This is a genomic window from Streptomyces sp. NPDC001070 (assembly GCF_053598835.1).
In genome coordinates, this window is sequence record NZ_JBSFLB010000008.1 from 31,047 (window position 1) to 44,297 (window position 13,251).

The following is a 13,251-nucleotide window of genomic DNA, read 5'->3' on the forward strand; positions in this document are numbered from 1 at the left end:
CGAATTATTCGCGACACCGATAATCCCGTAACGAACTTGTTTGCTAGGATCGGATCATGAGCTCTCCGGCACCCTCGTCCGACGCGCCCGACTTCACCGGGCTGCTGCAGCACGCCAGCCACGCGATGACGAACCGGATGGCGGCGGCGCTGGCCGAGATCGGCCTCACCCCCCGCGGATACTGCGTGCTGCTGCACGCGCTCCCCGGGAAGCTGACGCAGGCTCAACTGGCGGAGCTCTCCCAGCAGGACAAGACCACGATGGTGGTCACCATGGACGAGCTGGAGCGGGCCGGCCTCGCCGAGCGGCACCCCTCCCCCACCGACCGCCGGGCCCGGATCATCAGCGTCACCGAGGCGGGCCGGGAGCTGGTCGCGCGGGGTGAGACGATCACCGCGCGGGTGCACGGCGACGTGCTGTCGGCCCTGCCCGAGGACGAACGCGCCGCCTTCGCCTCCGCGCTGCGGCGGCTGGTCGACGGCCACCTGGCCACGAACGCGGATTCCCCCCGTCCGGTGCGGCGCGCGCGGCAGCCGCGCAAGTAGGCTCGGAACGTGAGCGACAAGACGGCTTTCGAGCGGGGCACGGACGGTCCGAAGGTGATCGCGGCCGGGTTGGACGGTTCCGAGTCGTCGTGGCGTGCCGTCGCGTACGCGGCGGGGCTGGCGCGGCGCCAGAACGCGCTCCTGGCGATCGTGTACGTGCAGCCCGTGCTGGCGGCGGGCGCGGCCTTCGGCGCCCCCGTCGCGGAGGCCACCGCGGAGATCGCCGACGAGCTCAAGGCGGAGATAGAGAAGGCCGCCGCGCGCTTCCAGGCCACCGCCGCGATGCGCTGGGAGTTCCACACCTTCACGGGCGACCCGTTCAGCGGCCTGTCCCAGGCGGCCGACGAGCTCAAGGCCGACGCGGTCGTGGTCGGGGCCTCCGAGAAGGCCGGGCACCGGATCATCGGCTCGGTCGCGGTACGACTGGTCAAGGCGGGCCGCTGGCCGGTGACGGTCGTCCCGTAGCCCCGGGACTCGGCCGTCCGGGGGCCCTGGGTCACGCCCCGTCGGCGACGTGGATGACGACCTTGCCCCGGCGGTGCTCGCGCTCCAGCGCCTGATAGGCGGCCCTGGTGTCGGCGAGCGGGACCACACGGTCGACCTTCGGCGTCAGCTTGCCGCTGTCGATCAGCCGGGAGATCGCCTGCAGGCCCGCCCGGTCGGGTTCGACGATGAAGAAGAGGCCGCGGGCGTCGTGCGCGCGGGCGATCTCCGGATCGGGCGGGGACACGATGCTGACCAGGATCCCGCCGGGCCTCAGCACGGACCAGGAGCGGTTCTGCGTGTCGCCCCCGACGCCGTCGAAGACGACGTCGACGTCCTCCACCTCGTCCTCGAAGCGGCTGCCGGCGTAGTCGATGACACGCTCCGCACCCAGCCCGGAGACGAAGGCCGCGTCGCGCGCCGAAGCCGTCGCCGTGACCTTCGCGCCGAGCGCGGCGGCGATCTGGACGGCGAAGGACCCGACCCCGCCCGCCGCGCCGTGGACGAGGACGTGCTGCCCGGGGGTGACCCCGGCGTGCCGGGCCAGCCCCTGCCAGACGGTGAGCGCCGCGAGCGGCACGGACGCCGCGCTGTCGTGGTCGAGGCGCCGGGGCTTGGCGGCCAGGATGTCCGCGGGAAGGGTGACGAACTCGGCGGCGGCGCCGTCGTGGAGGAAGGGGATCAGCGCGTAGACCTCGTCCCCGACGGCGGGGGTGGTGACCCCGGGGCCGACCGCGGTGACCACTCCGGAGACCTCGTGCGAGGGGATGGTGGGGGTGCGGTCGTGGCCCGAGCCGTCGAAGCTGTCCGTCCAGGTCGCGTCCCAGTCCAGCTCCCCCGCGGTCACGGAGGCGGCCCGTACGGCCACCAGCGCCTCACCGGCCGCGGGCTCGGGGCGGGGCGCGGTCTCGTAGTGCAGCTGCTCGGGGCCGCCGCGCTCATGGGCCCGTACGGCGTACATCGTCGTCATCGTCGGTCTCTCCCGTGGGTCGCCGGCACCGCGCCTGCGGCGGCGGGACGACGGACGGCCCCGCCCTCTCCAGCATCGGGCCCCGCCGCGCGCCCGGCATCCCGTTCCGCGCGGAACGGCGGGCGGACGCGCCGGTGCGACGTACGGAATAGCGCAGCGCTGCCTTCGGTTACGGTCAGTGGGTGCCGACCGACGGCACCCGGAAGCAGGTAAGGGAAGCATGAGCACTGTTGAGCTCACCAAGGACAACTTCGACGAAGTCGTGGCCAACAACGATTTCGTCCTGATCGACTTCTGGGCGTCCTGGTGCGGCCCGTGCCGGATGTTCGCCCCCGTCTATGAGGCGGCCGCGGAGAAGAACACCGACCTCGTGTTCGGCAAGGTCGACACGGAGGCGCAGCCCGAGCTGGCCGCCGCGTTCCAGATCCAGTCCATCCCGACACTGATGATCATCCGCGACAAGGTGGCCATCTTCTCCCAGCCCGGCGCGCTGCCCGCGCCCGCGTTCGAGGACCTGATCAAGCAGGCCCGCGACCTGGACATGGACGAGGTCCGCAAGTCCATCGCCGAGGGCCAGGAGGCCCCGAAGGCCTGACATCTGACGCAGCGTCAGCTATGGTGCGGCCGCATGGGGCGCACCATGGCGGAACTCGTCGAGGGTCAGTGGGGCGACGACCGCCCCGGACTGCTGTACGGGGAGCGAAGGCTCAGCCGCCACGAGGTCGCGGCCGCCTCCGCCGCCCGCGCGGCGCTCCTGGCCGATCTGCTGCCGCGCGGCGCCGAGCCGCACATCGGCGTGCTCCTGGGCAACGTCCCGGAATTCCCGCTGTGGCTCGGCGCCGCCGCGTGCGCCGGGGCCGCCGTGGTGGGCGTCAACCCCACGCGGCGGGGCGCGGAACTGGCCCGGGACATCACGCACACCGAATGCGCGCTGCTCGTCACCGAGCGCGCGCATCTTCCGCTGCTGGACGGACTGCCGCTCCCCCTGCCCCGGGAACGGATCCTCGTGGTCGACGACCCCGCGTACGCGGCCCTGCTGAGCCCGTACGAGGGCGCCCGTCCGCCCGGCGGCGGGCGGCCGCGGCCGGACTCGCGGCTCCTGCTCTACTTCACCTCGGGCTCGACCGGCGCCCCCAAGGCGGTCATCGTCTCCCAAGGACGGCTCGCCGGCGCCGGCGCGTCGCTCAGCGGTTCCCTCGGCCTCGGGCCGGACGACGTCCACTACCTCTGCATGCCGCTCTTCCACGGCAACGCCGTGATGGCCGGCTGGGCCCCCGCGCTGGCCGGGGGCGGCGCGGTGGCGCTGCGCCGGACCTTCTCCGCCTCCCGCTTCCTGCCGGACGTACGGGCCTACGGCGCGACGTACTTCACCTACGTCGGGCGCGCCGTGCAATATCTGCTCGCCACCCCCGGCCGGCCCGACGACCGCGACCACCGGCTGCGCCGGGGCTTCGGCACCGAGGCCGGTGCGGTGGACGCGGCCCGCTTCGCGGAGCGCTTCGGCGTCCCCCTCACCGAGGGGTACGGCTCGTCCGAGGGCGGGGCCGCCATCCGGCACTCCCCCGGCGCCCCGCCCGGCGCGGTCGGGCGCGCCGCGCCCGGCGCCGACCTCGCCGTCGTCGACCCGGAGACCGGCGCGGAGCGGCCCCGCGCGGTGCTCGACGCGGACGGCAGGCTGCTCAACGGCGACGAGGCGATAGGCGAGCTCGTCAACCGCGGCCCTTCCCGTTTCGAGGGCTACTGGCGCAACCCCGAGGCCGTCGCGGCCCGCACCCGGGACGGCTGGTACTGGACCGGCGACCTGTTCTTCCGGGACACCGAGGGCTGGTACCACTTCGCAGGCCGCGCCGACGACCGGCTGCGGGTGGACGGCGAGAACCTCGCGGCCGCCGTCATCGAGAACATCCTGGCCCGCTTCCCCGCCGCCGCGGCCGTCGCCGTGTACGCCGTCCCCGACCCCGTATCGGGCGACCAGGTGATGGCCGCCCTCGCGCCCCGCGAGGGCACCGGCTTCGACCCCGGCGTCTTCGCCGCGTTCCTCGCCGCCCAGCCCGACCTGGGCACGAAGGCGGCACCGCGCTTCGTGCGGATCGTCCCCCGCATGCCGGTCACCGCCACCAACAAGGTGCGGCGTGCCGCCCTCCGCCGCGAGGGCTTCCGCTGTCCCGACCCCGTCTGGTGGTCCCCACCGGAGGACGGCCGCGCCTGCGGCGCGGCGTACCGCCCCTTCACGGCCGCGGACCTGGCCGCGCTGCTCGATCGCTATCGCGCCCAGGACCGCGCGGCCCTCCTGGACCGCTGAGCGCGGTGCCCACCCCCGCACGACGCGCGGGACCGGACCGGACCGGACCGAACCAGACCGCCGGATTCCGCACCGGTGGCGGCCGTTTCGTGCGGGTCCGTCCGGGAAGGCGCACCGAATGCGACACGATCAGCTACAGGAACTGGGACAGCAGCTGCGCGTGGACGCGGTGCGGGCGGCCGCCGCCGCGGGCTCCGGGCATCCGACCTCGTCGATGTCGGCGGCGGATCTCATGGCGGTGCTGCTCGGACACCATCTGCGCTACGACTTCGGGCGGCCCGGGCACCCGGGCAACGACCACCTCATCTTCTCCAAGGGGCACGCGTCGCCCCTGCTCTACGCGCTGTACAAGGCCGCCGGCGCGATCGACGACGAGGAACTCCTCACGTTCCGGCGCGGCGGCAGCCGGCTGGAGGGCCATCCGACACCGCGCCTGCCGTGGGTCGACGTGGCGACGGGGTCGCTCGGCCAGGGGCTGCCGGTCGGTGTCGGCGTGGCGCTGGCGGCGCGGGACCTCGACCACGCGCCGTCGCGCGTGTGGGTGTTGTGCGGCGACAGCGAACTGGCCGAGGGCTCGATGTGGGAGGCCTTCGAGCACGCCGGCCACGAGCGGCTGGACCGGCTGACGGCCGTGCTCGACGTCAACCGGCTGGGCCAGCGCGGCCCGACCCGGCACGAGTGGGACACGGCGGCGTACGCGCGCCGCATCGCGGCCTTCGCCTGGCACACGATCGAAGTCGACGGCCATGACATCGCCGCGGTGGACGGCGCCTTCGCCGCGGCGGTCGCGACAGAGGACCGCCCCACCGCGATCATCGCCCGCACCGAGAAGGGCCGCGGCGTCGCGGCCGTCGAGGACCGCGAGGGCCACCACGGCAAGCCGCTGCCGGACCTGGAGGCGGCGCTCGCCGAGCTCGGCGGCGAACGGCACCTGCGGGTGGCCGTGCAGGGTCCCCCCGAGGTGGACGCACGGCCTCCGGCCCGGGACTGGGGCGCGCTGGAGCTGCCCCGCTTCGAGGTGGGCGACGAGGTAGCCACCAGGACCGCGTACGGGCAGGCGCTGGCAGCCGTCGGCACGGCCCGCGCGGACGTCGTGGCCGTCGACGGCGAGGTGGCCGACTCGACACGGGCGGAGTTCTTCGCCAAGGAGCATCCGGAGCGGTTCTTCGAGTGCTTCATCGCGGAGCAGGAGATGGTGGCCACGGCCGTCGGCATGCAGGTGCGCGGCCGGGTCCCGTATGTGTCGACGTTCGCGGCCTTCCTGTCGCGGGCGTACGACTTCCTGCGGATGGCGGCGATCAGCCGGGCGGACCTGTGCGTGAGCGGCTCGCACGCCGGGGTGTCGATCGGGCAGGACGGCCCGTCGCAGATGGGCCTGGAGGATCTGGCGGAGTTCCGGGCACTGCCCGGCACTACCGTGCTCTACCCCTGCGACGCCAACCAGACGGCGCGCCTGACGGCGGCCATGGCCGATCTGGAGGGTGTCCGCTACCTGCGGACGACCCGCGGGGAGACCCCGGTGATCTACGGGCCGGAGGAGGAGTTCCCGGTCGGCGGCAGCAAGCTGCCGCGCGCGTCGGAGGACGACCGGGTGACGATCGTGGCCGCCGGGATCACCGTGCACGCCGCGCTGGCGGCCGCCGACCGGCTGGCCGCCGAGGGCATACCGGCGCGGGTCGTCGACCTGTACTCCGTCAAGCCGGTGGACGCCGCGACGCTGCGCGCGGCCGCGGGCCTGACCGGGCGCTTCGTCACCGTCGAGGACCACCGCCCGGAGGGCGGCCTGGGCGACGCGGTGTCCGAGGCCTTCGCCCACGGCCGCTGCGTGCCGCGCACGATCCGGCTCGCCGTCCGCGGCGTCCCGTGGTCGGCGACCCCGGAGCAGCAGCTGCACGAGGCGGGCATCGACGCCGAGGCCATCGTCGCCGCGGCCCGCCGGCTGGTGCGGGAACGGGCCTGACATGGCTGCCGGCCGGAACGACCGCGACACCCCGGACGCCCACGACGAGAACGACCCCGAGGCCCGCGACGCCCGTGCGACGGTCAGGGCGCTGCTGGCGGCACACGGCGAGACGTACGCCATGGAGGCTGGCATCCGTCTGCGCGACACTCCGCAACCGCTCTACCAGTTGCTGGTCCTCGCGTCCCTGCTCAGCGCCCGCATCCGCACGGACGCGGCGCTGACCGCGGCCCGCGCGCTGTTCGCGGCGGGTCTTCGCAACCCCCGGGCGATGGCGGACGCGACCTGGGACCGGAGGCGGGCGGTGCTGGACGAGGGCGGCTACCGGCGGTACGACGAGCGCGCCGCGACCCGGCTGGGAGACGCCGCCGAGCTGCTGCTCACCCGGTACGGCGGTGATCTGCGCAAGCTCCGCGCGGCGGCCGAGGGGGACCCGGAGCGGCTGTGCCGGCTGCTGCGGGAGGTGCCGGGCATCGGCCCGACCGGGGCGGGCATCTTCCTGCGGGAGGTGCAGGCGGTGTGGCCGGAATTCGCCCCCGCCTTCGACGGGAAGGTGCTCCAGGGCGCGGAGCGGCTGAATCTCCCGGGCACGGCCGGGGAGCTGGCGGGGCTGGTCGCCGAGGGTGAGGCGGCCGTCCTGGCCGCGGCACTGGTGCGTGCCGCGGTGGACCGCAAGATCGCCGGAGAGGTTCTGGCATCTCCCCCCTGACCTGCGCCGACGTCCTCTGGAGATGCGGGGTGCCGGGTGTCGGTCCACTCTTGATTCGGACCGGACGGCAGGGGCCGCCATCGACACGAGCGACACCTGCCGTCCCTCGGCCGTTCGTTCGGGGCGCTCTTGATCGCTCCGCACCGAAGGGCTTAGGTGGTACGGACACCGCCCGGCCCCGGCCGGGCGGACACGGAACACCGCCTTCGACGGGAGGTCCCGGCCATGCCCGGCACCAGCCAGCGGATGGAGACATCCGAACCGATCACCGAGACAACTGCGGAAGACCATATACAGGGCATCTGTTTCAAGACCGGCCCGCCGCGCCGCATAGGCGTGGAACTGGAATGGTTCCTCCACGATCCGCACGACCCCGCCCGCCCGGTGGGCCCCGCGCGACTCGGCGCCGCCGTCGCCGGACTGCGCACCCTGTACCTCCGATCCCGGCTCACCACCGAGCCCGGCGGCCAGCTGGAGCTCAGCTCGCTGCCCGCCCCCTCACTGACCGCGTGCGTCAACGCCGCGGCCGCCGATCTCCACTCCGTACGCCGCCGGCTCCACCAGGAGGGTCTGGCGCTGGCCGGCCACGGCCACGACCCGTGGCGGCGGCCCCGGAGGCTGCTGCACGAGCCCCGGTACGCCGCCATGGAGGAGTACTTCGACCGCTCGGGACCCGCGGGCCGGTCCATGATGTGCTCCACGGCCTCGGTCCAGGTCTGCCTGGACGCGGGTACGGCCGAGCCGGGCCCCTTCGGCCTCGGCAGGCGCTGGCTGCTGGCGCACCTGCTGGGCGCGGTCCTGGTCGCCGCGTTCGCCAACTCGCCGCTCAGCGGCGGCCGTCCGACCGGCTGGCGGTCCACCCGGCAGGCGGTGTGGGCCGCCCTCGACCCGGGACGCACCCTCGCCCCGCCCACCGGCACCGATCCGCGGACGGCGTGGACCGCGTACGCCCTGGACGCGCCGGTGCTGTGCATCCGCAGTGACGAGGGGCCCTGGACGGTGCCCGACGGGCTGACCTTCCGCGACTGGATACGCGACGGGACGCACCGGCGCCCGACCGTCGCCGACCTGGACTACCACCTGTCGACGCTCTTCCCGCCGGTGCGGCCGCGCGGCTACCTGGAGCTGCGCATGATCGACGCGCAGTCCGGGCGGGACGGCTGGATCGTGCCGCTGGCCGTCGCCATGGCGCTCTTCGACGACGCCGCCGCCTCCGAGGTCGCCTACCGCGCGGTCAAGCCGCTCGCCGACGCGGCGGGCCAGGACCCGGCGCCCCGCAACCCGCTCTGGCGGCGCGCCGCACGGCACGGTCTGGCCGACCCCGAACTCCACGCCACCGCCATGACCTGCTTCGCCGCGGCGCGGGAGGCCCTGCCCCGGCTCGGGGCGAGCGAGGCCGTGCAGCGGGCGGTGACCGACTTCACCGAGCGCTACGTCCTGCGCGGCCGATGTCCCGCCGACGACATGCTCGACGCCTTTCCACACAAGGAGAGCCACTCGTGACCGCACCCGCGCTCGACCCCGAAGCCCTGCGCCGGCGGGCGCTGGACGCGCTGACCACCGCCCGTGACCGCACCCGGGCGCTCACCACCTGCGTCGACGACCACGAACTCATCGCCCAGCACTCCCCGTTGATGTCCCCCCTGGTCTGGGATCTGGCGCACATCGGCAACCAGGAGGAGCAGTGGCTGCTGCGGAACGTCGGCGGCCGTGAGGCCCTGCGCCCCGACATCGACCCGATCTACGACGCCTTCGAGCACCCGCGCTCGGAGCGCCCCACGCTGCCGCTGCTGCCGCCCGCCGAGGCGCACGCCTACGCAGCCGACGTACGCGGCCGGGTGCTGGACATCCTGGAGCGCGCCCCGCTGCACGGCAGCCCGCTCACCGACGCGGCCTTCGCCTTCGGCATGATCGCCCAGCACGAACAGCAGCACGACGAGACGATGCTGATCACGCATCAGCTCCGGCGCGGCCCCGCCGCCCTGACCGCTCCCCCGCCGCCCCCCGCACCCGCCGACACGGCCCTGCTGCCGGCCGAGGTCCTGGTCCCCGGCGGTCTGTTCACCATGGGCACCTCGACCGAGCCGTGGGCGCTGGACAACGAGCGTCCCTCGCACGTACGCGAGGTGGCGCCCTTCCTCATCGACACCGTGCCGGTGAGCAACGGCGCGTACCTGGCCTTCATCGAGGACGGCGGTTACGAGGACGAGCGCTGGTGGACCCCGGCCGGCTGGGCGCACGTCCGCGAACACGGCCTGTTCGCCCCGCTGTTCTGGCATCACGAGGGCGGCGTGTGGCTGCGCCGCCGTTTCGGGGTGACAGAGCCGGTGCAGCGGGACGAGCCCGTGCTGCACGTGTCCTGGTACGAGGCCGACGCGTACGCCCGCTGGGCCGGACGCCGGCTGCCGACCGAGACCGAGTGGGAGAAGGCGGCCCGCCACGATCCCGCCACCGGCCGCTCGCGCCGCTACCCCTGGGGCGACGCCGACCCCGGCCCCGAGCACGCCAACCTCGGCCAGCGGCACCTGCGGCCGGCCCCGGTGGGCAGCTACCCGGCCGGTGCCTCGCCGCTGGGCGTACGGCAGTTGATCGGCGACGTGTGGGAGTGGACGGCGAGCGACTTCCTGCCCTACCCGGGGTTCGCCCCGTTCCCGTACAAGGAGTACTCGGAGGTCTTCTTCGGCCCCGACTACAAGGTGCTGCGCGGCGGTTCCTTCGCCGTGGACCAGGTGGCCTGCCGGGGCACGTTCCGCAACTGGGACTATCCGATCCGCCGGCAGATCTTCTCCGGATTCCGCACCGCCCGCGACGCCCGCCCGGAGCAGGCATGAGCGCCCCGGACAGACGGGAGCGCGACTGATGTGCCGTCATCTGGCGTACGTCGGCCCGCCCGTCGCGCTCCGCGAGCTGGTCATCGACCCGCCGCACTCGCTCTACCGCCAGTCGTGGGCGCCGCGCCGGCAGAAGTACGGCACGGTCAACGCCGACGGTTTCGGCCTCGGCTGGTACGCGGACGGGGACCCGCTGCCCGCGCGCTACCGGCGCTCCGGGCCGATCTGGGACGACCCCTCGTTCGCGGACGTCTGCCGGGTGACGCGCTCCGGCGCGCTGCTCGGTGCCGTGCGCGACATCACGGAGGGGTCGGCCGCCGACGAGTCCGCGGCCGCCCCGTACACGGCGGGCCGGTGGCTGTTCAGCCACAACGGGGCACTGCGCGGCTGGCCGCACTCGGTCGCCGAGGCGGCCCGCACGCTGCCGCCGGAGGAGCTGCTGACCCTGGAGGCGCGCTGCGACTCCGCGCTCGCCTGGGCGCTGACGCTGCACCGGCTGCGCGCCGGCGCCCCTGCGGACGAGGCGCTGGCCGACACCGTCGGCCGGCTCGCCGCGCTGACCCCCGACTCACGGCTCAACTTCCTGCTCACCGACGGCCGTGCGATCGCCGCCACCGCCTGGGGCGACACGCTCTGGTACCTGGAGTCGCCCGGCCGCTCCGTCGTCGTGGCCTCCGAGCCGTACGACGACAGTCCGCGCTGGACCGAGGTGCCCGACCGCCACCTGCTGTACGGCGATCCCACCGAGGTCCTGCTCATCCCGCTCAAGGAGCCGCACCTGTGAGCCCGTTCACCCTCACCCGCACCCTGCCCGCCGACGCCACCTCGGCCGCACTGCGCGCCGACGTGGCATACGGGCTGACCCGCAACCCCAAGCAGCTCCCGCCCAAGTGGTTCTACGACGCCCGTGGCAGCGAGCTCTTCGAGGAGATCACCCGGCTGCCCGAGTACTACCCGACCCGCGCCGAGCGGGAGATCCTGCGCGCGCGGGCACCGGAGATCGCCAAGGCGACCGGCGCCCGCACCCTGGTCGAGCTGGGCTCCGGTTCCTCGGAGAAGACCCGGCTGCTGATCGGCGCGCTGGGCGCGCCGCTGACGTACGTGCCGATCGACGTCAGCGAGTCGGCGCTCAGAGGCGCCGGCGACGCCCTGCTCGCCGACCACCGGGATCTGGCCGTCCACGCGCTCGTCGCCGACTTCCAGCACGGCCTGGCCCTCCCCGAGACGCCCGGCCCGCGTCTGGTCGCGTTCCTCGGCGGGACGATCGGCAACCTCCTGCCGCAGGAGCGGGCCCGCTTCCTCTCCTCGGTCCGGGCCCTGCTCTCCCACGGCGACGCGCTGCTGCTCGGCACGGACCTGGTGAAGGACGAGGCGACGCTGGTGGCGGCCTACGACGACGCGCAGGGCGTCACGGCGGCCTTCAACAAGAACGTGCTGTCGGTCATCGACCGCGAACTCGGCGCGGACTTCCATCCGGACGACTTCGACCACGTCGCCGTGTGGGACCGCGAGGAGGAATGGATCGAGATGCGCCTGCGGGCGCGCGCCGACCTGACCGTGAAGGTCCCCGCGCTCGACCTGACCGTGGACTTCGGCAGCGGCGAGGAGATGCGCACCGAGGTATCCGCGAAGTTCCGCGAGAAGGGCGTGCGGGCCGAGCTGGCCGCCGCCGGTCTCGCGCTGCGGCACTGGTGGACCGACCCCGAGGGCCGGTTCGCCCTGTCGCTGGCCTTCCCGGCCTGATCCGCGCGATGCGGGGCGGCGGCCGGGCCGGCCGCCGCCCCGTCGTCGCGTCGTCGCTCCGCCGCGTCGTCGCGTCGTCGCTCCGCCCCGTCGTCGCGTCGTCGCTCCGTCGCGTCGTCGCGCGGCAAATCTTTCACGAGTAAAACATCAGCTAAACTTATGGGCATGGCGAACTTCCCACTGCCCGTCCGCGGCGCCTTCCGGCTCCGCGTCGTCAAGGACCTCTGGCACCACCGGGCCCTCAGCGTCGTCGTCGCCGTGGGCCTGGTCGAGGTGGTCCTGCTGGCCGTCGGGCGGTTGGACATGGTGCTGTACGCCGCCGGAGGCGGCCTGTGCGCCCTGTACGCGCACGGGCTGCCCTTCGCGGCGCGGGCCCGGACGCTCGCCCTGGTCGTGCTCGGCATGACGGCCGGCGCCGGGGTGGCGCTCACCACGGCGGCGCTGACGGAGTCGACCGCGGTGCGCGTGGCGGTGGCCGCCCTTCTCGCCGCGGCGCACAAGGTGGTGTGCGACGCGACGCGGATCGGGCCGCCCGGGAACGTGATCTTCACCTTCGTGGCGGCGAGCGCCGCGTTCGTCCCGCAGACCCTCGCGCAAGTGCCCGCGCACGCCGGGCTGATGCTGCTGGGCGGGGCCGTCGCCTGGCTGGTGTGCATGGCCCCGGCGCTGGTGCGGCCGCACGCGCCGGAACGCCTCGCCGTGGCACGGGCCCTGGAGGCCCGGGCCCGCACGCTGCCGGGCGGGGGCACGGCTCGTACCCGGCACGAGGCCACCGCCGCCGTCCACGCCGCCTGGCACACCCTTCGGACCGCCCGGGCCGGCGCCCACCTGGCGGGCCTGGAGCGGCTGCTGGCGCGCGCCGAGGCCACCGGGCCGGCCGACCCCGCCCGGCTCGCCGAGTGGGCCCGCACCCTGCGCCGCACGGGCGCGCTGCCCGACCCCGGCCCCGCCGTGCGCACCCCCGCCCCCTCCCGGAGGCTCCGGACGGTCCGGCCCCGCGGGCCCGCGCTGCGGCATCTGCTCCCCCTCGGCCTGCGGGTCTTCCTCGGCAGCGCCCTGGCGGGGTGGGGATCGATGGTGCTGGGCGTGGACCGGCCGTACTGGGCCGTGGTGACCGCCGCGGCCGTCTTCGCCGCCAACACCACCCTGTCCTGGCACCGCGCGCTGCAGCGCGTGCTCGGCAACCTCCTGGGTGTGCTGCTGTTCACCGTGCTGGTGCCGTTCACGGCCACCGGCGCCGTGGCCCTCATCGTGACCGCACTCGCCTGCAATTTCGCGGCCGAGGCGACCATCGCGCGCAACTACTGGCTCGCCAGCGCCTTCGTGACGCCCATGGCGATGATCATGACCGAGTTCGCGGACTGGCAGCCCGCCTGGCAGTTGGTGACCGACCGCTGGCTGGACACCCTCGTCGGCGCGGCGGCAGGCCTGCTGGCCTGCTTCGCCGTGCCGAACCGCCGGGCGGGCCACCGGCTCGGCGCCGCCCTGGACCGCCTGGAGGACGAACTCGCCGCCCCCGTCACCCGCGAGGCCCGGCTCACCGCCGCCCTGCTGGAGCTGCGTGAGGCCGCCGACATCGCCTCCGGCGAGTGGTGGAGCCCCGCCCTGCCCGAGCGGCGGATCGCCGCCGCGGAGGAGCGCGGCCACCTGATGCTGGCAGGTCGGCCCGGGGACGGCCGGTCCGTCACCGTGTCGTGACGACGCGTAC

Annotated in this window: 12 protein-coding genes; 11 read left to right on the forward strand and 1 reads right to left on the reverse strand. The window is 74.5% G+C overall.

Going from position 1 to position 13,251, the window contains the following annotated elements; translation table 11 throughout:
* The first annotated feature begins 56 nt into the window (after positions 1–56).
* Together ACWDAS_RS12100 and ACWDAS_RS12105 are read left to right on the forward strand one after the other, a co-directional pair.
* The gene (locus tag ACWDAS_RS12100) at positions 57–545 is read left to right on the forward strand and encodes a MarR family winged helix-turn-helix transcriptional regulator (RefSeq protein ID WP_450388900.1); all 489 of its coding nucleotides are present in this window, start codon (positions 57–59) and stop codon (positions 543–545) included.
* Positions 546–554: 9 nt separating this feature from the next.
* Positions 555–1,010 carry a universal stress protein gene (locus tag ACWDAS_RS12105; RefSeq protein ID WP_450388902.1) on the forward strand — a complete coding sequence of 152 codons (456 nt, stop codon included), beginning with the start codon at positions 555–557 and terminating at the stop codon, positions 1,008–1,010.
* 31 nt (positions 1,011–1,041) lie between these two features.
* Here ACWDAS_RS12105 and ACWDAS_RS12110 read toward each other — a convergent pair whose 3' ends face one another.
* Entirely contained in the window at positions 1,042–1,998 is a 957-nt protein-coding gene (locus ACWDAS_RS12110; RefSeq protein WP_450388904.1) for an NADP-dependent oxidoreductase, read from the reverse strand.
* A gap of 220 nt (positions 1,999–2,218) precedes the next feature.
* On the opposite strand from ACWDAS_RS12110, the gene trxA reads away from it, so the two are divergent.
* From trxA to ACWDAS_RS12155, 9 genes are all read left to right on the forward strand, one after another.
* Complete coding sequence (trxA, locus tag ACWDAS_RS12115) at positions 2,219–2,593, forward strand: thioredoxin (RefSeq protein WP_450388906.1); 375 nt, start codon at positions 2,219–2,221, stop codon at positions 2,591–2,593.
* A 33-nt stretch (positions 2,594–2,626) separates the two neighbouring features.
* Positions 2,627–4,300, forward strand: a complete 1,674-nt coding sequence (locus ACWDAS_RS12120) for an AMP-binding protein (RefSeq protein ID WP_450388908.1) — start codon at positions 2,627–2,629, stop codon at positions 4,298–4,300.
* A gap of 118 nt (positions 4,301–4,418) precedes the next feature.
* Positions 4,419–6,260 carry a transketolase gene (locus ACWDAS_RS12125; protein ID WP_450388910.1) on the forward strand — a complete coding sequence of 614 codons (1,842 nt, stop codon included), beginning with the start codon at positions 4,419–4,421 and terminating at the stop codon, positions 6,258–6,260.
* A 121-nt stretch (positions 6,261–6,381) separates the two neighbouring features.
* Positions 6,382–6,969 (forward strand): endonuclease, encoded by a 588-nt coding sequence (locus tag ACWDAS_RS12130; RefSeq protein WP_450389228.1) that lies wholly within the window; start codon positions 6,382–6,384, stop codon positions 6,967–6,969.
* A gap of 225 nt (positions 6,970–7,194) precedes the next feature.
* Positions 7,195–8,472, forward strand: coding sequence for an ergothioneine biosynthesis glutamate--cysteine ligase EgtA (gene egtA / locus ACWDAS_RS12135; protein ID WP_450388912.1), 1,278 nt, complete (start codon positions 7,195–7,197; stop codon positions 8,470–8,472).
* Positions 8,469–9,800, forward strand: coding sequence for an ergothioneine biosynthesis protein EgtB (gene egtB, locus ACWDAS_RS12140; protein WP_450388913.1), 1,332 nt, complete (start codon positions 8,469–8,471; stop codon positions 9,798–9,800). Before egtA ends, egtB begins: the two co-directional genes overlap by 4 nt.
* Before the next feature lie 28 nt (positions 9,801–9,828).
* The gene (gene egtC, locus ACWDAS_RS12145; RefSeq protein WP_450388915.1) at positions 9,829–10,584 is read left to right on the forward strand and encodes an ergothioneine biosynthesis protein EgtC; all 756 of its coding nucleotides are present in this window, start codon (positions 9,829–9,831) and stop codon (positions 10,582–10,584) included.
* Positions 10,581–11,543: an L-histidine N(alpha)-methyltransferase gene (egtD, locus tag ACWDAS_RS12150; protein WP_450388917.1), complete on the forward strand. Its 963-nt coding sequence runs from the start codon at positions 10,581–10,583 to the stop codon at positions 11,541–11,543. The genes egtC and egtD overlap by 4 nt, the downstream gene beginning before the upstream one ends.
* Positions 11,544–11,708: 165 nt before the next feature.
* Positions 11,709–13,241: an FUSC family protein gene (locus ACWDAS_RS12155; RefSeq protein ID WP_450388919.1), complete on the forward strand. Its 1,533-nt coding sequence runs from the start codon at positions 11,709–11,711 to the stop codon at positions 13,239–13,241.
* The last annotated feature ends 10 nt before the right edge of the window (positions 13,242–13,251 follow it).

Bases quoted from the DNA above. Each gene is read 5' to 3' on its own strand.
- ACWDAS_RS12100 (WP_450388900.1), top strand. From the start codon at position 57: ATGAGCTCTCCGGCACCCTCGTCCGACGCGCCCGACTTCACCGGGCTG.
- ACWDAS_RS12110 (WP_450388904.1), bottom strand. From the start codon at position 1,998: ATGACGACGATGTACGCCGTACGGGCCCATGAGCGCGGCGGCCCCGAG.
- trxA (WP_450388906.1), top strand. From the start codon at position 2,219: ATGAGCACTGTTGAGCTCACCAAGGACAACTTCGACGAAGTCGTGGCC.
- ACWDAS_RS12120 (WP_450388908.1), top strand. From the start codon at position 2,627: ATGGGGCGCACCATGGCGGAACTCGTCGAGGGTCAGTGGGGCGACGAC.
- ACWDAS_RS12125 (WP_450388910.1), top strand. From the start codon at position 4,419: ATGCGACACGATCAGCTACAGGAACTGGGACAGCAGCTGCGCGTGGAC.
- ACWDAS_RS12130 (WP_450389228.1), top strand. From the start codon at position 6,382: ATGGAGGCTGGCATCCGTCTGCGCGACACTCCGCAACCGCTCTACCAG.
- egtA (WP_450388912.1), top strand. From the start codon at position 7,195: ATGCCCGGCACCAGCCAGCGGATGGAGACATCCGAACCGATCACCGAG.
- egtC (WP_450388915.1), top strand. From the start codon at position 9,829: ATGTGCCGTCATCTGGCGTACGTCGGCCCGCCCGTCGCGCTCCGCGAG.
- ACWDAS_RS12155 (WP_450388919.1), top strand. From the start codon at position 11,709: ATGGCGAACTTCCCACTGCCCGTCCGCGGCGCCTTCCGGCTCCGCGTC.